Origin of the sequence: Gluconacetobacter aggeris (assembly GCF_014174395.1) — a bacterium.
In the GTDB taxonomy this organism is placed as follows: Bacteria; Pseudomonadota; Alphaproteobacteria; order Acetobacterales; family Acetobacteraceae; genus Gluconacetobacter; species Gluconacetobacter aggeris.
In genome coordinates this window covers 141,479-160,715 of sequence record NZ_JABEQD010000002.1, presented here as the reverse complement: position 1 = coordinate 160,715, position 19,237 = coordinate 141,479, and the positions used below count along the sequence as shown (strand labels likewise).

Sequence of the window (19,237 nt, the reverse complement as noted above, 5' to 3'; positions counted from 1 at the left end):
CAGACTGGCTCTGAGCCGGCCTCTTCTGCTTGCCGGAGTATTGGCGGTGCTGGCGGCTGTGCCCGGCTACGCTGCCCACGCACAGGATTCCGCGCCGCCGGGCAGCGCCCGGCCGGTGGGGGACGGCCAGACTTTGGGCAGCCCGCATCGCGGGGGCACGCTGCGGCTGACGGCATCGTCCTCGGGCGGGACGCTGGACCCGCAGATCAATTATACTTCGGAATATGCCCAGCTTTTCACGGTCCTGTATGATGGGCTGCTGAATTTCCGCAAGGCGGACGACCGCACCAGCGACGAGGTGGTGCCCGACCTGGCCGAAACCGTGCCGCAGCCCGAGGATGGCGGGCGGACCTGGCGTTTCACCCTGCGGCGGGGGGTGCGGTTCTCGACCGGGCAGGAGGTCACGGTGGCGGATGTTGCGGCCTCGATCCGGCGGCTGTTCCGGGTCGGCAGTCCCACGGCGGGGTCGTTCTACGGTGCCATTGTCGGCGCGGATGCCTGCCTGCGCGATCCGGCGCACTGCACGCTGGCGGGCGGGCTGGAGGTCGATCCGGCGACGCGGGAAGTGGTCTTCCATCTGAGCCAGCCGGATGCCGAATTCCCGCAGAAACTGGCCTTTCCGCATGCTTCGATCCTGCCGGCGAACATGCCGGATCATGATCTGGGCAATATGCCCGCGCCGACCACGGGGCCGTACCGGTTCATGAGCTACGATCCGGACCGGGGGGCAGTGCTGGAGCGCAATCCATTCTTCCATGTCTGGAGCGCCGACGCGCAGCCCGACGGCTATGCCGATCGTATCCGCTACGATTTCGGCCTGCCGGACGAGGCGGCGGTGACGGCGGTGGAAAACGGTCAGTATGACTGGATGTTCGACATGAAGCCGCTGGACCGGCTGGGCGAGCTGGGCGCGCGCCATACGGGGCAAGTCCATCTCCGGTCGCTCTACGGCTTCTATTATGTGCCGATGAACGTGAATATTCCGCCCTTCAGCAACCGCATGGCGCGGCTGGCGGTGAACCGGGCGCTGGATCGGCGCGCGATGACCATTCTGTATGGTGGGGGTGCCGTGGCGGGGCCGCTCTGCACCATGGTGCCGCCGGGCATTCCCGGCGCGTTGGACGAATGTGCCCATACGGTCGGGGCGGACCTGGACCACCCGGCGCCGTCATGGCGCGGGGCGGATCTGGAAGGTGCGCGCCGGCTGGTGGCCGCCAGCGGCACCGCCGGGCAGAAGGTGACGGTGGTGGTACAGAATACCGCCGTCGAGATGAGCATGGGGGTCTGGCTGCGCAACATGCTGCAGGCAATCGGTTATGATGCCAGCGTCAAGCCTTTGGCCCATTCGGTGCAGCTTGGATATATCCAGAACACGTCGAACCATGTGCAGATCAGCCTGAGTGACTGGTTTGCGGATTACCCGTCGGCCTCGAACTTTCTGGACGACCTGTTCGGGTGCGAGAATTTCCATCCCGGCACCGACAATTCGATCAACATCGCCGGCTATTGCAACAAGGAAGCCCAGGCGGCGATGGATGCGGCCAAGCAGGAGACCGATCCGGCGCGGGCAGCGGAACTCTGGGCGCAGGCGGGGCGGATCATCTCCCGCGACTCTCCGGCAGCACCGGCCATTCGCATCAATTATATCGATCTGGTATCGTCACGGCTGGGGAATTATTTCTATACGGACCTGTATCACATGATCTTCTCGCAGGTTTGGATTCAGTGAGGGGAAGTGCGGCGCGCCTGCTGGGTGTTCTGCCTGTTCTCTTGCTGGGCGTGGCCGGCGGCGCGGCGCATGGCATGGATGACGGAGCGCTGATGGTGGCGCATCGCGGTGGCACGCTGCGGCTGACGGCGGCGTCCTCCGGCGGGTCGGTCGATCCGCAGATTGCGTACGAGCAGCAGAATCTGCAGATCGAGGCCCCGGTCTATGACGGGCTGATGGCGTTTCCCAAGAGCGGGTGCGGCGATGCGGTGCGGCCGGTGCCCGATCTGGCCGACGGCATGCCCGAGATCCGCGATGGCGGCCGCACCTATGTCTTTCGCCTGCGGCAGGGCATCCGCTTTTCCGACGGGCACGTACTGGACGTCGAGGATGTCGCGGCGACCATGCGCCGGATCTTTCGCGTCAACAGTCCCGCGGCGGGACCGTATTTCAGCAATCTGCTCGGGGCGGCTCCGTGTCTTGCCGGGCAGGGGCGGTGCGACCTGTCGAATGGCGTGGTGGCCGATGCGGCGGCGGGGACGGTGACTTTTCATCTGGCGCGGCCGGATACGGATTTCCTGTACAAGCTCGCCTTTCCGCAGGCCGCGATCGTGCCGGCGGGGACGCCCGGCCATGATACGGGCAATGTCGCCCCGCCGGGGACCGGCCCTTATCGCATTACCTTTTACGACCCGGACCGGGTGATGCGGCTGGAACGCAATCCGTATTTCCGTGTGTGGGATGGGCTGGCGCAGCCCGACGGCTTCCCCGACCGGATCGTCTACAGTTTCGGTCTGGACGAGGAAGCCGAAGTGACGGCGGTGGAAAACGGCCAGTATGACTGGATGCTCGACATGCCGCCGCGCGACCGGCTGGGCGAGTTGGGCGACCGGTATGTGCCGCGCGTCCATCTGTCGGACATGCTCGTGGTCTGGTACATGGAGATGAATGTGCGCCTGGCGCCGTTCAATGTGCCCGAGGTGCGGCGGGCGCTGAATGATGCCGTGGATCGTCATGCCATGGTCCTGCATGAAGGCGGCCCGGCGCTGGCCTATCCGGCGTGCGACATGATTCCGCGCGGTATCCCGAGCCATGATCCGGAATGTGCCTATGGGCGTGGGGCGTCGGTGGCGCATCCGGCGCCGTCCTGGCAGGGTGTGGACATGGCGCGGGCCCGCGCGCTGGTAGCCGCCAGCGGGACGGCGGGGCAGGATGTGACGGTCGTGACCATGAACACGTCCATGGGGCGGGTACTGGGCCAGGCGGTGCGCGAGACGCTGGCGGAGCTGGGCTACCACGCCATCGTGCGGCCGATCACGCCGGTGGTCGAGTTTTCCTATTTGCAGAATACGTCGAACGCGGTGCAGATCGGCTTTACCGGGTGGCAGGCCGATTACCCGGCGCCAGGGGCGTTTCTGCACACGCTGTTCGCCTGCGACAGTTTTCATCCTTCGTCCGATAATTCGCTGAACATGTCGGGCTTCTGCGATCCGGCGATCGATCGGCTGATGGACGATGCCGCGGCGGCGCAGCAGGGCGACCCGACGCGGGCCGACGCCATGTGGCAGCAGGCGGATGCCGCCATCATGGCGCAGGCGCCGGTGGTGCCGCTGGTGCAGACCCGCCGGCTGGATCTGGTCTCGGCGCGGGTGGGGCATGTGCTGTCCAGCGCCTATTACATGGTACTGCTCGCGCAGCTCTGGGTCCATTGAGCGCCTGTCCGGGAATGGGCGCTGGTGGCGGTCCGACGGGCGTTTCCTGCGCTCCGGTGCTCACGGCCATCAAGGCCGCTCCGCTTCGGTGCTCGAAAACACCCGCCGGGCGTAGCCCTGTCGGGCTACTCCCGCTCACCAGCCCCCATTCCCGGACAGGCTTTCAGAGTTTTTCGGGAATGGGCGCTGGTGGCGGTCCGACGCGCGTTTTCTGTGCTCCGGTGATCACGGCCATTCTCGCTCACCAGCGCGCATTTCCAAACAGGCTGTGAGAAGGTTTTCCCCATGACAGCGCCGACCGTATCCTCGTCCCTCTCCGCAGCCCGGCCCGCCGGGCCGTGGCGCCGCGCCGGACGGCGGCTGGCGCGCGACCGTGCGGCGATGGTCGCGCTGGCGGTGCTGCTGGCGGTGACGGCGGCATGTCTGCTGGCGCCGGTCTATGCGCGCGATGTGGCGCATACCGATCCGTTCACTTCCAACGTCGCGGGGTCGGTGACGATCGACGGGCGCAGCGTCGACATCATGCAGCCCAACGACAATCCGCTGCATCTGGGCCTGTCGCCCATCGGGCCGACCTGGCGTGCCTCGGCCGACCTGCTGGGGGCGGACAGCCAGGGGCGCGACCTGGCGGCGCGGCTGCTGTACGGTGGGCGGACGTCGCTGCTGATTTCCTTCTGTGCCGCCGCGCTGTGCATCGTCCTGGCGGCCATCGTGGGCATCGTCGCGGGTTATGCCGGGGGAATCGTCGATGCGGTGCTGTCGCGCATCATGGACATCATGTGGGCGGTGCCGGTCTATCTGTTCGCGATCTCGCTTTCCATCGTCACCGTCAGCCAGGGATTGAAGCTGGGTCCGGTCACCATCGCCAGCGACAATCTGCTGATCCCCATCTGCATCATCGCGCTGGTCTATGTGCCCTATGCGGCGCGGCCGGTGCGCGGGCGGGTGATGTCGCTGCGGCGGGCGGAATTTGTCACCGCCGCGCGGGCGCTGGGGGTGCCGGGCTATCGCATCGTGCTGCGCGATATCCTGCCCAACGTCACCGGGACGCTGGTGGTGCTGGCGCCGCTGATGATGGCGCTGGCGATGATGGCGGAATCCGCCCTGTCGTTCCTCTCGATCGGTGTGCAGGCGCCCGGGGCGTCGTGGGGCACGATCATCGAGGATGGCGAGGGACTGATCTATACCCGCCCGATGGTGGCCATCGCGCCGGGGCTTGCCATCGTCATCGTGGTGCTGGCACTGAACGTGCTGGGAGACGGCATGCGCGACGCGCTGGATGTGCGCGACAGCGGACGGGAGCGCGCGTGATGGTGATGACCGTTCTGCGGCGTCTGGGCCAGACGCTGTTCGTGCTGGTCGGGATTTCGGTCCTGGTGTTCCTGGTCTTCTTCGCCACACCGGGCGCAGACCCGACGGCGCGCATTGCCGGGCGCAATGCCTCGCCCGAGACGATGGCGCGGGTGCGTGTGGAATACGGGTTCGACCGGCCCTTGCCGGTGCAATATGCGCGGATGATGGAAAAGCTGTTCGTCACGCGGGATCTGACATCCTACGTCAATCGCGGACAGAAAGTGGTGCCGGAGATCCTGGAGGCCGCGCCTGTCACGGTGTCGCTGGTCTCGGGCGCAGCCGTGATCTGGGTTGTGCTGTCGGTGGTCATGGGCGTGATCGCGGCGGCGCTGCGCGGCAGTTGGGTGGATCGCGGCCTGATGATGCTGGGGCTGGTGGGGATTTCGATCCCGGTCTTCTGGCTGGGGCAGGTGGTGAATCTGGTGACGCAGAGCCGCTATCACGAGAGCTGGCTGTTTTCCTGGGTTCCGGGGCTGGGCTACGTGCCGCTGACCGAGGACCCGCTGGGCTGGTTCCGCGCGCTGGCGTTGCCGTGGCTGACGCTGGCGGTGCTGTTCGTGGGCATCTACAGCCGCGTGCTGCGCGCCGACCTGGTGGCGGTGCAGAGCGAGGATTTCATGCGCACCGCGCGTGCCAAGGGCCTGTCGCCGGCGCGGGTGCTGCTGGTGCATGGGCTGCGCACGTCGATGATCACCTTTGTCTCATTGTTCGGGCTGGATTTCGCGCAACTGGTCGGGGGCGGTGCGCTGCTGACAGAGGTGGTGTTCGGTTTGCAGGGGGTGGGGCGGTTGACCTATCAGGCGCTGTCGAACCTGGACCTGCCGCTGATCATGGCCACGGTGATGTATTCGGCGGTGTTCGTCGTGATCGCCAATGCCGTCGTGGACATGCTGTATCTTCTGCTGGATCCGAGAGTGCGTGATGGACGCTGACATGCTGCTGGTGGTGCGCGACCTGACGGTGGCGCTGCCGATCGGCGGGCGGCTGGTGCCGATCGTCGAATCCGTATCCTTTACGCTGGGGGCACGGGAAATCCTGGGCATTGTGGGCGAGTCCGGGTCGGGCAAGAGCGTGACCTCGCTGGCGATCATGGGGCTGATCGACGTGCCGGGGGCGCGCGTCAGCGGGTCGGTGCGTTTTCGCGGGCGTGAACTGGTGGGACTGGCGCCACGGGCCTATCGCGCGCTGCGCGGGCGTGAGATCGCGATGATCTTCCAGGACCCGATGACCGCCTTTACCCCGGTCTATACGGTCGGACGGCAGATCGACGAGCAGATCCGCGTGCATCAGAAGATCTCGCGGGCCGATGCCCGGTCGCGCACCGTGCGCCTGCTGGGTGACATGGGCGTGCCGGACCCGGAACGGGTGGCGGGGCGCTATCCGCACCAACTTTCCGGCGGCCTGCGTCAGCGGGCGATGATCGCGATGGCGCTGTCCTGCAATCCGGCCCTGCTGATTGCCGACGAGCCGACGACCGCGCTGGATGTGACGGTGCAGGCCCAGATCCTGGATCTATTGCGCGGGTTGCGCCGGGAATACGGGTCCTCGGTGCTGCTGATCACCCACGATATGGGCGTGGTGGCCGAAACCTGTGACCGGACGCTGGTGCTGTATAGCGGGCTGGTTGCCGAGCGCGGGCCGACCGGGGCGCTGTTCGCGCAGCCGGGACACCCGTACACGGCGGCGCTGCTGGATTCGATTCCGCCGCTGCATGGGCCGCGCCCGGCGCGTCTGCCGTCCATTCCCGGCAGCCCGCCGGCCCCCGCCGAGCGCCCGGCCGGGTGCCCCTTCGCGCCGCGCTGTGCCTATGCCCATGAGGCCTGCGCCGTGCGGCCGGCGTTGGTCGCCAGTGGGGTGCAGGATGTTGCCTGTGTGCTGCCGGCGGAGGGGCGCCCGCTGCCGCCGCGTTTCGTTGCGGAGATGAGCGCATGACCCGTCTGCCGGTCGATTCTCCCTCTCCGCTGATTGCGGCGCAGGATTTACGCATGACCTATCGGGTCGGGCGCGGGCAGGTGCTGCGCGCGCTGGACGGCGTGTCGCTTTCGGTGCGGCCCGGCGAGGTGCTGGGGCTGGTGGGCGAGTCCGGCTGCGGCAAATCGACGCTCGGCCGCTGCCTGCTGCGACTGGTGCAACCGAGTGCGGGGCGCGTCGTCTTCGACGGTACCGACATCACCACCCTGCCGGAACGGCGCCTGCGCCCGCTGCGGCAGGACATGCAGATGGTGTTTCAGGATTCCTACGCGGCGCTGAACCCGCGCCGCCGGGTCGGCGACCTGGTGGCCGAGCCGCTGCGCGTGCATCCCGCCCCTGGCGGCGGGCGGCGCAGCCGGGCAGATATCGCGGCCCGGCTGGCGGAACTGATGGATCTGGTGGGCCTGCCGCAGGCGGCGCTGGCGCGCTATCCGCACGAATTTTCCGGCGGCCAGCGGCAGCGCATCAACATTGCCCGCGCGCTGGCGCTGTCACCCCGGCTGGTGGTGGCCGATGAGCCGGTGGCGGCGCTGGACGTGTCGATCCAGGCGCAGATCGTGAACCTGTTCATGGATCTGCGCGACCGGATGGGGCTGACCTATGTGTTCGTCGCGCATGATCTGGCGGTGGTGCGGCAGATTTCGACCCGGGTGGCGGTGATGTATCTGGGCGCGATCGTCGAACTGGGCGAGGCCGATGCCGTGCTGCATCGCCCGGCCCATCCCTACACCGCCGCCCTGATCGCCGCCGTGCCGGAGCCGGTGGTGCGTACCGAAGGGCTGCCGCCGCCGTTGCGCGGCGACGTGCCCAGCCCGATTGCCCCGCCGCCCGGCTGCCGGTTTCATACGAGATGCCCGGTGGCGCGCGACCGTTGCCGGGTCGATCCGCCGGCGTTGCGGGGACTGCCGGATGGGCGTGAGGTAGCGTGTCATTATCCGTTGGTGGGGGGATAAGTTCGCGGGGCTTTGCCCCGCACCCCACCAGAGGTCGTTGCCTTTGGAAACCGGTTGTTGAACGGAGCCTGATCTCAGGCTCGTGCCGCCCGTTCGCGCCACAGGCCCAGCAGCAGGGCGCCCCAGGCGCTGATGCCGTAGCCCCAGAGCAGCCAGGCCGAGGCCAGGCGGCAGGTCTGGTCGTCGGTCGCGTAAAGCGTGGGGAACCAGCGCAGGGCGATGGCATCGTAGAGCATGGCGTCGGCCATGACGAACAGGCAGCCGGAGAGGATCTGGTTGCCTTCCAGCCGTGCCAGGCGGCAAACAAGCCAGACGCTGAGCAGCGCAACCGGGATGCTGGTCACGAAGCCGATATTGCCGCGCATGCCATACAGGCTGCCGGGCAGGGTATGGACGAACAGGGTGGCCAGAGCCCAGAAGAGGAACGCCACGACGGAGCAGATGATGATCTGATTCAAGCGGAGCATTGCTGTCTCACCTTCCATGAAGCGAGTGCTACACTACACGCTGTGTAGCGGCCGCTTCAATGCGAAATCGTATTCTTTCCGAGAGAATTTCATGAGTGATGATTCCGCGACCTCCGACCGGGCCGGGCGGCGCGACGTCCTGGCGGAGGCGGCGGCCGAACTGGTGCTGCGCGAGGGGCTGGGCACGATGGGGCTGCGCGGCCTGGCGCGGCGGCTGGGCACCAGCGACCGGATGCTGATCTATTATTTCGGCAGCAAGGATACGCTGGTGACTGGCGTGCTGGCGCGCATCGGCGAGAAACTGTCCGTGCTGCTTCAGGCCTACAGCGCGGGGCCGCCGGTTTCGCCGGGTGCATTCCTGAGCCAGGTCCTGATGCTGGGGCGGGACCCGGTGGTGATGCCCTTCATGCGGGTGTGGACCGACGTGATCGCGCGCGCCGCCGCCGGTGAGGCGCCGTACGACATGGTTGCGAAGAAGGTGGTCGCCGATTGGACGGCCTGGATCGGCACCAGGCTGATCCCCGACCCGGATCGTCCCTGTCCGCCCGCCGCCCTGCTGTCGATCGTCGAAGGGGTGACCCTGCTGGAGATGGCCTGCCCCGGCAGCACGACAGAGGCGGGGCCCTGGCTGGCCGAGGCCCTGATGCGGGCGGACGGTCGGGTGGGCTGAAAGATGGCGCGGACGCGCGTCAGGAGGCCTGGATCACCCGGTTGCGCCCCTCGGCCTTGGCGCGATAGAGCGCCTTGTCGGCTCGCTCGATCAGGCTCTGCCAGGTCTCGTTCGCGCAGGCCAGGGCGATGCCGGCGCTGACCGTGACCAGCAGGTCGGGCGTGCCGACGGTGGCGGGCATCTCGCCCAGGGTGCGGCAAAGCGCCTGCATGTGCGATAGTGTCGCGCTCTCGCCCGTCAGCACGACCAGGAACTCCTCGCCGCCATAGCGGCCAGCGGCATCGCCTTCGCTCAGTCCCTGGCGCAGGCGACTGCCGATTTCGGTCAGGACGTCGTCGCCGGTCAGATGCCCCCATCGGTCATTGATCTGCTTGAAATGATCGACGTCGATCAGTCCCGCCATCAGCGGCGTGGCGGCCGGCAACTCGGCGAGGCTGGATTGCAGCAGGGACTGGATCGCCCCCCGGTTCAGCAATCCCGTCAGGCTGTCGAGGCGCGCCTGTTCGATCAGCGCCTGGTGGGCGGCCCGGATTTCCCGGGTCTGGCGGTCGACGATCGATTGCAGCTTCCGGCGCTGCTTGATCAGCAGCCCGACGCGGATGCGCCACGCCATGTAGCCGGCCAGCAGCAGGCAAACGGCCGCGAGGCCGCGGACGGCCCAGCCATCCCACCAGGGATGGGCCATGGTGATGCGGGCGGTCACGATCGCGGATTGCTGATGGCGGTCCGGATCGAAGGCCATCAGCATGAAGCGATGGGAGCCGGGCGGCACCGATGGATAGCGTACCGATCCTTCGGCAGTCTCGTTCCAGCTTTCGTCCGCGCCTTCCAGCCGGTAGCGGAACCGCAGGCGCGGCGCGTCCCGATAGTCCAGCGTGCCGAACGTCACGTGCAGGGGCGCGCGGCTGAAGGCAGCCCGTCCGCCATAATAGGGATGTTCGCCCAGGGCCATGGCGGTGATGACCGGTTGCGGGGAAATATCGGTCAGCAGCGCCTCTGGCCGAAGGAGATGTGAGAGGCCCCGGCTGGTGCCGATCCAGATCGATCCGTCCGTATCCTCCAGCAGGCTGTCCTGGTCCAGATCGTTGGAGACCAGGCCGTCGGTCTCGGTGATCGTGATCCAATGCCTTCCGTCGAAGACGTTCACGCCCCGATCCGAACCGGCCCAGACCCGGCCGCGCCGGTCGATCACGAGGCTGTACAGCATGCTGTTGCCGATCACGGCCGGGTCGTAGAATGTCAGATCCTCGACCCGGTCGCCATCATGCGTCAGCCGATAGAGGCCGCCTTGGCCGCCGATCCACAGGTGATGGTCATCCTGCATGGCGATCACGTAGGGGGCGAAGGTCGCCAGCGTCCATTTGGGCAACATGATTGCCATGGTACCGTCGGCGTGCCGGGCGACCAGCCGGCCCCTTTCGACCAGCCATGCCGTGCCCGCCGCGTCGATCAGCCCCGTGACATAGGAGCCATCCAGGCCGGGAACGGGCACGGGCTCCTGATCGCGCCGGGCGGCGTCGGCCCGCCATGCTCCGTGATCCGACAGCAGCCATATGTCGTCGCCACGGCCGATCAGGATCTGGTTGACCCGCTTGATCGCATGGTCGCGCTGCCAGTCCGTCTGCGCGTCGTGGTAGACCACGCCCTCCGGCCCGGCCTGCCAGATGCCGCCATGACGGTCGGCGGCGATGTGGAATCCGGCCTGCCCGATGGTGCGGACGACCGTATTGGTACGGGTATCCAGTGCGCTGATGCCGGTGTCGGAAGCGATCCAGAGCGGACCGCCGGGCTGCCGGGCCATCTGCCACATGACGTCGCTCGCCAGGCCGTCGCGCCGGCTGAAGGTCTCGAAGGTCCCAAATCCGCCCGCACGGGCCAGGCCGTATCCCATCCTGCCCATCCACAGGGCCCCCTGCCGGTCGAACAGCAAGGCTGTCAGCGGTGAATTGGAGAGTTCGCCATCCAGGGTGACGGTCTTCCAGGTTCCGCCGGTGCGGATAGCCAGTTCGTCGTTGTCGGCCTGTGTGATCAGCGCGCCCTGGGGGGACCAGGACATGGTCAGCAGATGCTGGTAGTTTTCATATTGGCGGCCTGCATGAGGGATCGTTTCGACATGAGGGGCCGCTGGGCCGCGTGGTACGATGACGAGTTCATGCAGGGTCCGCGCAAGCAGCGTGCCGTCGCGGTCCTGGGTGATTGCTCCCAGCCCGCGAGGCTCCGCCAGGGGAGGCAGGGAGGGACAGTGCAGGGCGGGCCCAGATACGGCGCACAGGCGCCCGTCGCTGGTGCCGATCCACAGCGTGTCGCCATCTTCATGCAGGGCCGTCACATCGGTCAGCGGATCGCCCTGCATGCCCAGCGTGCCGGCCAGCAGGCTGATGCGTTCGCGGGCGCCCTCCTTGTGAATGAACAGCAGGCGGTCACGGTCGGTGACGACCAGGCCGCCACGCCACGGCATGATCCGGCGGTGGCTGTCATGTCCCAGCGGGCGCCCGCTATCGACGGGCTGGAAGCGCAGTCGGTCGGGCGATGCTGCGGCGGCCAGATTGTGCGCGACATAGATCATGTCGGCATAGGTCAGGATCAGGTCTCCGTCGCCCGTCCGTGCGGCGGAGACCCCGACGCCGGCGGCCGGCAGGCCCTGTTCCGGGCCGAAGGGAACGAAGCGCCTGCCGTCGAAAAAGAAAAATCCATGCTGGGTCGCCGCAATGATCTGGCCCGTCGGCAACTGCATCGCCGACATGACGGAAATATTCGTCAGGCCGCTTGCGGCATCGTACAGCGTGGTGGGGATCGTCTGACCGCGCGCGGATGGGGGCGCCCCCGCGAAAAATGCAGCGATACAGGGCAGGAATATCAACCATGCGGGAATTTTTCGGCAGCGAAATAACGAATGACGCGCCTTTCCCGGAGGGTCATGCATTGTAAACAAAATATTGCGATCCTGGGGATGACGGTTCCGTATTGCCGCCGGAGAGTATGCAGGAAAAAAGGAGAGCAGGGCAATATTCGTAATTACAAAAACAACGCTCTATTTTATCAGGAAAATTTCGGTATAGGGCTTACGTCGGGATACGGTGCGGGATGCGAACGATGATGGGATGGCGGGCCGTTCTGCTGGCGGGGATGCTGGGATTGGCGATTGGGCTGGGGCCGCGCGTGCGGCCGTGGAACGGTGCGGTCGGTTTGCCGTCACTGCCGTCCGATCCCGCCACGCTCGAGACCGAGATCGCGGCTGGCGAAGCGGCGGCCGGCCCGCTGCGACCCGGTACCGGGGCGCGGATCGTATGGGCCGATCCGGCGCGCCCCGCGCGCACCGCCTGCGCCATCGTCTATCTGCATGGTTTCACCGCCAGCCAGGGGGAGGGGGCGCCGGTCCATACGGATCTCGCGCGCCTGTTCGGCTGTAATCTTTATCTGGCGCGGCTGCCGGGCCACGGGTTGCAGGCGCCGGACGCGATGCGTGGCCTGACGGCGGAGCGCCTGGCGCAGGGGGCGGCGCGGGCGCTGGCGATCGGCGGCGCGATCGGCGAGAGGGTGGTGGTGATCGGCGCCTCCACCGGTGGCGCCCTGGCACTGGATCTGGCGGCGCGCTTTCCGCATGCGCTGGCCGGCCTGGTCCTGTGGTCGCCGCTGGTGCGCGAACGGGGGAACCAGTTGGACCCGCTGTTCTGGCCGTGGGGATTGCAGCTGATGTGGCTGTTCCACAATCACGGTCATGACGTGACGCATGCCGCCGCGCTGGGGCCGGTCTGGACGGGGGACGTGCATGTCGACGGTTATGTCGCCCTGGCCCAGCTGACGCGCGGGCGGATGGTCGAACCGGTGTTTCGCCAGGTCACGGCGCCGGTCTTTCTGGGGTATTACGACCGCGATCCGGCGCATACCGACCCGACGGTCGAGGTGCCGGCGATGATGCGGATGTTCGGGCAATTGGGTACGCCGGTCGCCCTGCGGCGGCAGGTGGATTTTCCGCAGGCCGACAGCCATGTCATCGCCTCGCCGCTGCGCTCGCGCACTCCGGATGCCGTCTGCCGCGCAACGCGCGATTACCTGCATGATGTGCTGGGCCTGCCCTACGCGCCGGACGGCGATCCGACAGTGTGCGACAGGGTCCATCCGCTGGCGGGGTAATGTCCAGCCTCTGCATTGCAGGGGTGAATTTTGGGGTGGGGCAGTTCGCTAAAATATTGATTTGCCTGATGTTAAGAATGTGAAATCTGGAAAATTCCGGATTGTTGGCACTAGTCAGGGGAAAGGCGAGGCGCATAAAATGCGGCAGGCACCGGGGCATGTGCGCCTCGGCTGTCGCATTCAAGGAAGTGAGACCGATGGCTGAATGTCCGACGAAATGTAAGATCAAGTCCCCCTGCGTAAAGGGAATCCTGGCCGTGGGTCTGGTTGCGGCGCTGGCCTTCGTGGTCAAGAAAGTGTTTTGCAACAAGAACTGAGCCTGACGCTTCCGCTCCGGCCGCGTGCCGGGGCGGCCCCCAGGGCAGCCCCCACGGCAGCTTCCGGCGGGCACGGCTGAACGAGCATGGTGCGGCAGGCAATGGGGGAGGCTGTCATCCGGCGGATCATCCATGTCGACATGGATGCCTTCTATGCGTCGGTCGAGCAGCGGGACGACCCGGCCTTGCGGGGCCGGCCGGTGGCCGTTGGCGGCAGCCGGCAGCGCGGGGTGGTCGCCGCCGCCAGTTACGAGGCGCGGCAATATGGTGTGCGCTCGGCCATGCCGTCGGTCACCGCGCGGCGCAAATGCCCGGAGCTGCTCTTCGTGCCGCCGCGCTTTGATGTCTATCGGGCGGTTTCGGCACAGATCCACGCCATTTTTGCCCGCTATACGACGCTGATCCAGCCGCTTTCGCTCGACGAAGCCTATCTGGATGTCACCGTATCGCTGATCGCGCACCCCTCCGCCACCGCGATCGCCGAGGAAATTCGGGCCGCGATCCGGTCGGAGACCGGGCTGACGGCATCGGCCGGCGTGTCCTACAACAAGTTTCTCGCCAAGCTGGCATCGGACCATCGCAAGCCCGACGGGCTGTATGTCATCACGCCGCGCATGGGACCGCGCTTTGTCGAGAGCCTGCCGGTCGAACGCTTTCACGGCATCGGTCCCGCCACGGCGGCGCGCATGCACGCGCTGGGCATTCGCACCGGCCTGAATCTGCGGGAATGGGACATGGAGCGTCTGGCGCGCCATTTCGGTCGCGCCGCCGCGTTCTACCACGGCATTGCGCGCGGGCTGGACGAGCGACCGGTCGAACCCGACCGCAAGCGCAAATCCATCGGCGCCGAACGCACGCTGGAGCAGGATATCCATCATTGGGACCAGGCGCAGGCGGTGCTGGACGCACTGGTCGACCGGGTGTGGGAAGCCAGCGGCAGGCGCGGGCTGAGCGGGCGCACGGTGACGGTGAAGATCCGCTATGCCGATTTCCGTCATACCGGCCGGGCCCGTTCGCTTCCCTCTCCGATATCCTCCCGTGCCGATTTGCGGGAGATTGCGATGGGGCTGATGCGTCCGTTCTTTCCGCCTGAAAAGGGGGTGCGTCTGCTGGGGATGACGCTGTCCAACCTCGACAGTCAGGAGGCCGCCGCGCCCGGCACGCAATTCGCCCTGGAGCTGGAGGCGCCCTGATCACAGCGGAGATGCTTGCCGGGAAAGGGGAAAGGAGCCCATAATATCATGGGTTTCCGGCGCCGATATCCCGGCCGGACTCATCGCGGGATGGAATGAAATGGCGTTGCTTGTCAGAACTTCACCCGACCGGGCGGCGGCTTGGCACACGGCGCTGCATCAGGCCGCCCCCGATCTGGATGTGCGGCTGTGGCCCGAATGCGGCGACCCGGCGGAGATCACCGCGCTGCTGACCTGGAAGGCGCCGCCCGATCTGGTGCAGCGTTTTCCGAATCTGCGGGTCGTCTTCTCGGAAGGTGCCGGGGTGGACCAGTTCCTGTCGCTGGACCTGCCTGAGCCTGTCAGTCTGGTGCGGATCGTCGATCCGGCGCTGACCGGGATGATGGTGGAATACGGCACCTGGGCGACGCTGGCCCTGCATCGGCAGGTCCCGGCCTATCGCCGCCAGCAATCTGCTCATGAATGGACGCGCCTGCCGCATACGCTGGCCCGCGACCGGCGGGTCGGGGTGTTGGGGCTGGGCGTGCTGGGGCGCGCTTTGCTGGAACGCCTGCAACTGTTCGCATTCGATTGCGCCGGCTGGAGCCGGGGAGCACATGCGCTCGACGGCGTAAAATGCTTTGCCGGCGCCGAGGAGCTTCAGCCCTTCCTGGCGCGGACCGATATCCTGATCTGCCTGCTGCCGTTGACCGAGGAGACCAGGGATATTCTCTGCTCCGCCCATTTCAATGCCATGCCGCGCGGGGCGGCGCTGGTGAATTGCGGGCGTGGCGGCCATCTGGTGGAGCGGGATCTGCTCGATGCCCTGGCGAGCGGTCAATTGTCCCACGCGATCCTGGACGTTACGGCGCGGGAGCCGCTGCCCGCGGATCATCCGTTCTGGGACCATCCCCGCGTCACCATCACACCGCATGTGGCCAGCGATACGACCCCGGCCAGTGCCGCTGCACAGGTCATCGAGAACCTGCAGCGACTGCAGCGGGGCGAAGTGCCGGTAGGGCTCGTCGATCGCCGACGCGGCTACTGAGACGCTGTTTAAAACGGCCTCTTATCGGCGCACCGGGTCTTCGCCATGACAGCCGGTATGGCCGAAACGGTTGAAACGTTGCCGGGTACTGTGCCGCCGGACCGCGAGGGGCAGTTCGGTGGTCAGGACCGTCAGGGTTTCATCCTCGCTCCAGGCTGTCTCGCGAGTGATGGCGGCCAGCATCTCCGCGGGGAGCAGGAGGCGGGTCGTCATCTTGTCGATCGGCATCGGGGTGTCGGTCATGCCCCAGGAGCGGACCACATCGTATAACCCTATATCGGCTGCCCGATGCAGCAGGGCCTCGTAGCCGTTGCGCGGTTCGCCGCCGGCCAGGAGGGCCTCAAGATAGGCCGCCCATTCCGGTGGCCCTGCTGGCGGGGAGAGAGCGGACGCTCGCTCGAAGCTGCCGGCTACGCCTGAATATGCTGTCGTCATGGACGATCTCCCTTTTTCCCATCTTCCTCTCCGGGAGGGGTCGACCGCCGGCTTCGCGAAACAACGGCAATGCGGGAGGAGCGGTGACCCAGTCTCTGACATGGGGATCGACGGGAGCCCCGCGCAGGGGGCAAGGGCATCACGAACGTGGGATGTCCGGCATGCGTCGGGCGGAGGGAGCGGTATTTCCGCGGGCCCGCATCCCTGGTCCCCAGCCGGTCGCGCTCAGTGCGAATTCGTGTGACCGGAAGATGGCGGGTCGCTGGCCGGGAAACTGTCCTTCAGTTCCTCATCCAGATTGGCTTCCTCCTGCTCGGTGGGGGGATGCGGTTTCTTTTCGTCCGGCTTGGGCGGCGTCGGTTTCGTGTCGTTCGACATGATGAGCCTCCGTATTGCGTGTGCCTTGCGTGTGCCCCTGTTGGCGCGTCCACGTCGCTTCAACGCGGGATCGCCGGGGTTGTTTGCCGATCTGTCGGCCATGTGATGAATGGCGGGCCGGCGGCCCTTCATTGACATGGCGCCCGATTGGTGATGCATGACCGCTATCAGGCGGCCCCGAGCGGGGCTTTTTTGATGCAGGCTCCCAACCCGGTTATGATCGGTTCATGAAGTTCGTTCCTCGCCGTATCCTGTATCGCCCTGTTTCCGATCGGGGCCCCTGTCCATGACCGCGCGCCGGCCAGCACCGACCCGGGGTCTTGCCAGGCCCGACATGTCCTGCACCGACGTCCAGAGCCCCCCGGTCCCGACGGGCAGCCGCCTGTCGGCACGCCTGCGGGCGACGGTACGCCTGCTGGCGATCGCGGTCTGGGTCCCGACATCGGTCTCGTTCGAAGCCCTGCTGCTGCTGGTGCCCGGCACGGCGAAGATCCGCTGGACGCGCGTGATATGGGGCGTGCTGTGCCGGCTGTTCTCGATGGATATCCGCGTGATCGGAACCCGGGCCGGCACGGTAGGCGGCGCGCGCGCGCGCGCGCGCGGCGAACGTCCGGTGATTTATGTGTCAAACCATTGCTCGTGGCTGGATGTGCCGGTCCTGGGCACGGTCCTGCCATCGGTGTTCGTGGCCAAGGGCGATATCGGCGCCTGGCCGATCATGGGCACCGTCTCGCGCATTGGACGGACGATCTTTGTCAGCCGGCAGCGCAGCACGACCGGCCGCGAGCGCGACGAAATGGTCAGCCGCCTGATCGGAGGCGACAATCTGGTCCTGTTCCCCGAGGGAACGTCGTCGGACGGGATGCGTGTGCTGCCCTTCATGTCGGCCTTCTTCGCGATCGCCAAGATGCCGCCGTTGCGCAAGGGAGCCGAGACCGACCCGCCGCTGCTGACCTACGCGCCCGGCATGGCGCCGCTGATCCAGCCCGTGTCGCTGGTCTATGACCGGCTGGACGGGCTGAACGTCAATCGTCATCGCCGGCCCGTCTTTTCCTGGTATGGCGACATGGACCTGGCGCCGCATGTCTGGCAACTGGCGCAGTGGCGCTCGATGCGTGCCAGCGTGATCCTGCATCCGCCGCTCGATCCCGACGCCTTCCCCAGCCGCAAGGCGCTGGCCCAGGCGGCCTGGAACGCGGTGGCGGAAGGGGCGGCGCTGCTGCGCCGCAATGCCGAGGACGCCGGTCCACACACGCCTTAAGAGGCTGGAAGGCGCGTTGGCGGCGATCCGACGCGCGTTTCCTGTAATCCGGACCTTGCGGCCGAGCGGCATCAACGGCGCGCGTGTCGTCTGGCGCGGGGATGGTCGGGCCATTCCATCAGGACATTTTCCACCGCCTGCGGGTCGGTGCGGTCGGCTTCGGCGAACAGAGCGTCGGCGCGAGCCTGATCGCCTTCGTCCTCGGCCTTCAGGGCGGCTTCGGCCAGGCGGCGTGCCTGTTCGTGCTTGCCGGCGTCGGTCGGGCGGTCGTCATAATCGGCGAAGCGGGACATAGCGGGGATTTCCTTGTGCTACCGTCTGCGTGATGTGTGGTGGCGGCAGGTGGCTGTCCAGCCCTTCGGCAAATGGACGGGCGACAGCATGGCGGCGCAACCTTATGCCGTTATCGGACGTTGGGGCGTTATCACCCGCGCGTCTTATTAAGTTAACGGGAATATCTGTTCGCGCGCGTATAGAAACGCGGATGGACCCGGTTCGTCCCGCCTGGACGGCGACCCATGCTGAAAAAATGCCTGCCTCTTGCCATGATTCGAGCACAGGAGGCGGCCATTGCAGACACGATCGGATTGGTTTTCATCAGGAGGGCATAATGGTCTATCTGGGAATGATGAGCCTGGCGTCGGTTCTGCTCGTTGCCTGTGGCATTCAGCTCGCGCGATTTGTCGATACGCGGATCGATCCGGATCTGTCGGCCCTGAACCGGTCGGCCGGCCTGGATATCTGACTGTCGGCATGATGCCCGGACCGGACGCGCGAGCCAGCGCCGCGTCCGGCGGGTTCGTGTTCAACCTGTCTGTTTCAATGGAGATCGGGATCATGCGTTGTTCCCTGCTGTTCGGCGGCCTGCTGTTGGCCGCGCCGATCGCGTCATCCATCGCCGTGGCCGAGGGGCGAACCCTTCAGGTGACGGGCGCGTTCGTACCGGTGGCCGGCGCGAACGATCACCCGACGGGAAGCGTGACGGGCACGTTGAACGAAAAACGGAATATGGTGACCTATCGCATCACGTGGCGCGGACTGAGCGGTGCCGTCGTTGCGGCCCATTTCCATGGTCCGGCCGATCCGGGCCAGGATGCGGGCGTGCTGGCGCCGATCCAGGGACCTTATACCAGCCCGCTCAGTGGCGCGGTGGTCCTGACGCCGGAGCAGGTCAAGGAGCTGCGGGCGGGCCGTGTCTATGTCAACCTGCATACCGCCGCCCGCCCGGATGGCGAGGCGCGGGCCCAGTTGCAGGTTCATTGACGCGCACCTGCCGGCCTCGCCGGACGCGTCAGTGCCCGGTGGTGCGGGAGAACAGGTTGATGACGGCGACGCCCAGTACGATCAGCGCCATGCCGGCCAATGCCGGCGCGTCGAGGCGCTGTTTCAGCCAGATCCAGTTGATGGCGGAGATCAGCACGATGCCTGCGCCCGACCAGATGGCGTAGGCAACGCCTGTCGGCATTACCCGGAGGGTCAGCGACAGGAAGAAGAACGCTACCCCGTACCCGCCGAAGGTCAGCAGCGTGGGCAAGGGCCGGGTGAACTGGGCCGTATATTTCAGGAACGATGTCGCAAAGACCTCGGCGACGATGGCCGTGGCGAGATACAGATAGGCCGTCACGTGTCACACGGGTCCTCGGTCGGGTTCCGGTGCG

19 protein-coding genes are annotated in these 19,237 nt (G+C 66.7%); 13 read left to right on the top strand and 6 right to left on the bottom strand.

Features of this window, described 5'->3' with window-relative positions; all coding sequences use genetic code 11:
* The first annotated feature begins 58 nt into the window (after positions 1-58).
* The 6 genes from HLH36_RS03450 (at position 59) to HLH36_RS03425 (ending at position 7,697) form a co-directional block, all read left to right on the top strand.
* Positions 59-1,729 (top strand): ABC transporter substrate-binding protein, encoded by a 1,671-nt coding sequence (locus tag HLH36_RS03450; protein ID WP_408871845.1) that lies wholly within the window; start codon positions 59-61, stop codon positions 1,727-1,729.
* The gene (locus HLH36_RS03445) at positions 1,726-3,420 is read left to right on the top strand and encodes an ABC transporter substrate-binding protein (protein ID WP_338030380.1); all 1,695 of its coding nucleotides are present in this window, start codon (positions 1,726-1,728) and stop codon (positions 3,418-3,420) included. Before HLH36_RS03450 ends, HLH36_RS03445 begins: the two co-directional genes overlap by 4 nt.
* Positions 3,421-3,705: 285 nt before the next feature.
* Entirely contained in the window at positions 3,706-4,731 is a 1,026-nt protein-coding gene (locus tag HLH36_RS03440; RefSeq protein WP_182985081.1) for an ABC transporter permease, read from the top strand.
* Entirely contained in the window at positions 4,731-5,705 is a 975-nt protein-coding gene (locus HLH36_RS03435) for an ABC transporter permease (protein WP_182985080.1), read from the top strand. The genes HLH36_RS03440 and HLH36_RS03435 overlap by 1 nt, the downstream gene beginning before the upstream one ends.
* Positions 5,695-6,705: an ABC transporter ATP-binding protein gene (locus HLH36_RS03430; RefSeq protein ID WP_182977606.1), complete on the top strand. Its 1,011-nt coding sequence runs from the start codon at positions 5,695-5,697 to the stop codon at positions 6,703-6,705. Before HLH36_RS03435 ends, HLH36_RS03430 begins: the two co-directional genes overlap by 11 nt.
* Positions 6,702-7,697 carry an ABC transporter ATP-binding protein gene (locus HLH36_RS03425; RefSeq protein ID WP_182985079.1) on the top strand — a complete coding sequence of 332 codons (996 nt, stop codon included), beginning with the start codon at positions 6,702-6,704 and terminating at the stop codon, positions 7,695-7,697. The genes HLH36_RS03430 and HLH36_RS03425 overlap by 4 nt, the downstream gene beginning before the upstream one ends.
* Positions 7,698-7,771: 74 nt before the next feature.
* Here the strand turns inward: HLH36_RS03425 and HLH36_RS03420 are convergent, their stop codons facing one another.
* Complete coding sequence (locus HLH36_RS03420) at positions 7,772-8,164, bottom strand: DUF5367 family protein (protein ID WP_246376390.1); 393 nt, start codon at positions 8,162-8,164, stop codon at positions 7,772-7,774.
* Between the two features lie 91 nt (positions 8,165-8,255).
* Between HLH36_RS03420 and HLH36_RS03415 the strand changes: the two genes are divergently transcribed.
* Positions 8,256-8,834: a TetR/AcrR family transcriptional regulator gene (locus HLH36_RS03415; protein ID WP_182985077.1), complete on the top strand. Its 579-nt coding sequence runs from the start codon at positions 8,256-8,258 to the stop codon at positions 8,832-8,834.
* Between the two features lie 19 nt (positions 8,835-8,853).
* Here the strand turns inward: HLH36_RS03415 and HLH36_RS03410 are convergent, their stop codons facing one another.
* On the bottom strand, positions 8,854-11,577 hold the full coding sequence (locus HLH36_RS03410) for a ligand-binding sensor domain-containing diguanylate cyclase (protein WP_182985076.1): 2,724 nt from the start codon (positions 11,575-11,577) through the stop codon (positions 8,854-8,856).
* A gap of 350 nt (positions 11,578-11,927) precedes the next feature.
* Between HLH36_RS03410 and HLH36_RS03405 the strand changes: the two genes are divergently transcribed.
* The 3 genes from HLH36_RS03405 to HLH36_RS03395 all read left to right on the top strand — a co-directional run bounded on the left by HLH36_RS03405 (position 11,928) and on the right by HLH36_RS03395 (position 15,505).
* Positions 11,928-12,968, top strand: coding sequence for an alpha/beta hydrolase (locus HLH36_RS03405; protein ID WP_182985075.1), 1,041 nt, complete (start codon positions 11,928-11,930; stop codon positions 12,966-12,968).
* A 418-nt stretch (positions 12,969-13,386) separates the two neighbouring features.
* Entirely contained in the window at positions 13,387-14,478 is a 1,092-nt protein-coding gene (gene dinB / locus HLH36_RS03400) for a DNA polymerase IV (protein ID WP_182985074.1), read from the top strand.
* A gap of 100 nt (positions 14,479-14,578) precedes the next feature.
* Positions 14,579-15,505 (top strand): 2-hydroxyacid dehydrogenase, encoded by a 927-nt coding sequence (locus HLH36_RS03395; protein WP_182985073.1) that lies wholly within the window; start codon positions 14,579-14,581, stop codon positions 15,503-15,505.
* A gap of 21 nt (positions 15,506-15,526) precedes the next feature.
* Here HLH36_RS03395 and HLH36_RS03390 read toward each other — a convergent pair whose 3' ends face one another.
* Together HLH36_RS03390 and HLH36_RS03385 are read right to left on the bottom strand one after the other, a co-directional pair.
* Positions 15,527-15,940, bottom strand: a complete 414-nt coding sequence (locus HLH36_RS03390; RefSeq protein ID WP_182985072.1) for a hypothetical protein — start codon at positions 15,938-15,940, stop codon at positions 15,527-15,529.
* A 225-nt stretch (positions 15,941-16,165) separates the two neighbouring features.
* Positions 16,166-16,318 (bottom strand): hypothetical protein, encoded by a 153-nt coding sequence (locus HLH36_RS03385; RefSeq protein WP_182985071.1) that lies wholly within the window; start codon positions 16,316-16,318, stop codon positions 16,166-16,168.
* A 334-nt stretch (positions 16,319-16,652) separates the two neighbouring features.
* Here HLH36_RS03385 and HLH36_RS03380 point away from each other — a divergent pair, with 334 nt between their 5' ends.
* Entirely contained in the window at positions 16,653-17,579 is a 927-nt protein-coding gene (locus HLH36_RS03380; protein WP_246376388.1) for a lysophospholipid acyltransferase family protein, read from the top strand.
* 71 nt (positions 17,580-17,650) lie between these two features.
* Here the strand turns inward: HLH36_RS03380 and HLH36_RS03375 are convergent, their stop codons facing one another.
* Positions 17,651-17,872 carry a hypothetical protein gene (locus HLH36_RS03375; RefSeq protein ID WP_182985069.1) on the bottom strand — a complete coding sequence of 74 codons (222 nt, stop codon included), beginning with the start codon at positions 17,870-17,872 and terminating at the stop codon, positions 17,651-17,653.
* A gap of 317 nt (positions 17,873-18,189) precedes the next feature.
* Here HLH36_RS03375 and HLH36_RS20010 point away from each other — a divergent pair, with 317 nt between their 5' ends.
* Together HLH36_RS20010 and HLH36_RS03370 are read left to right on the top strand one after the other, a co-directional pair.
* Positions 18,190-18,324, top strand: coding sequence for a hypothetical protein (locus HLH36_RS20010; protein ID WP_275943759.1), 135 nt, complete (start codon positions 18,190-18,192; stop codon positions 18,322-18,324).
* A 92-nt stretch (positions 18,325-18,416) separates the two neighbouring features.
* Positions 18,417-18,842, top strand: coding sequence for a CHRD domain-containing protein (locus tag HLH36_RS03370; protein WP_182985068.1), 426 nt, complete (start codon positions 18,417-18,419; stop codon positions 18,840-18,842).
* 28 nt (positions 18,843-18,870) lie between these two features.
* Here the strand turns inward: HLH36_RS03370 and HLH36_RS03365 are convergent, their stop codons facing one another.
* On the bottom strand, positions 18,871-19,203 hold the full coding sequence (locus tag HLH36_RS03365; RefSeq protein WP_182985067.1) for an SMR family transporter: 333 nt from the start codon (positions 19,201-19,203) through the stop codon (positions 18,871-18,873).
* Positions 19,204-19,237 lie beyond the last annotated feature (34 nt).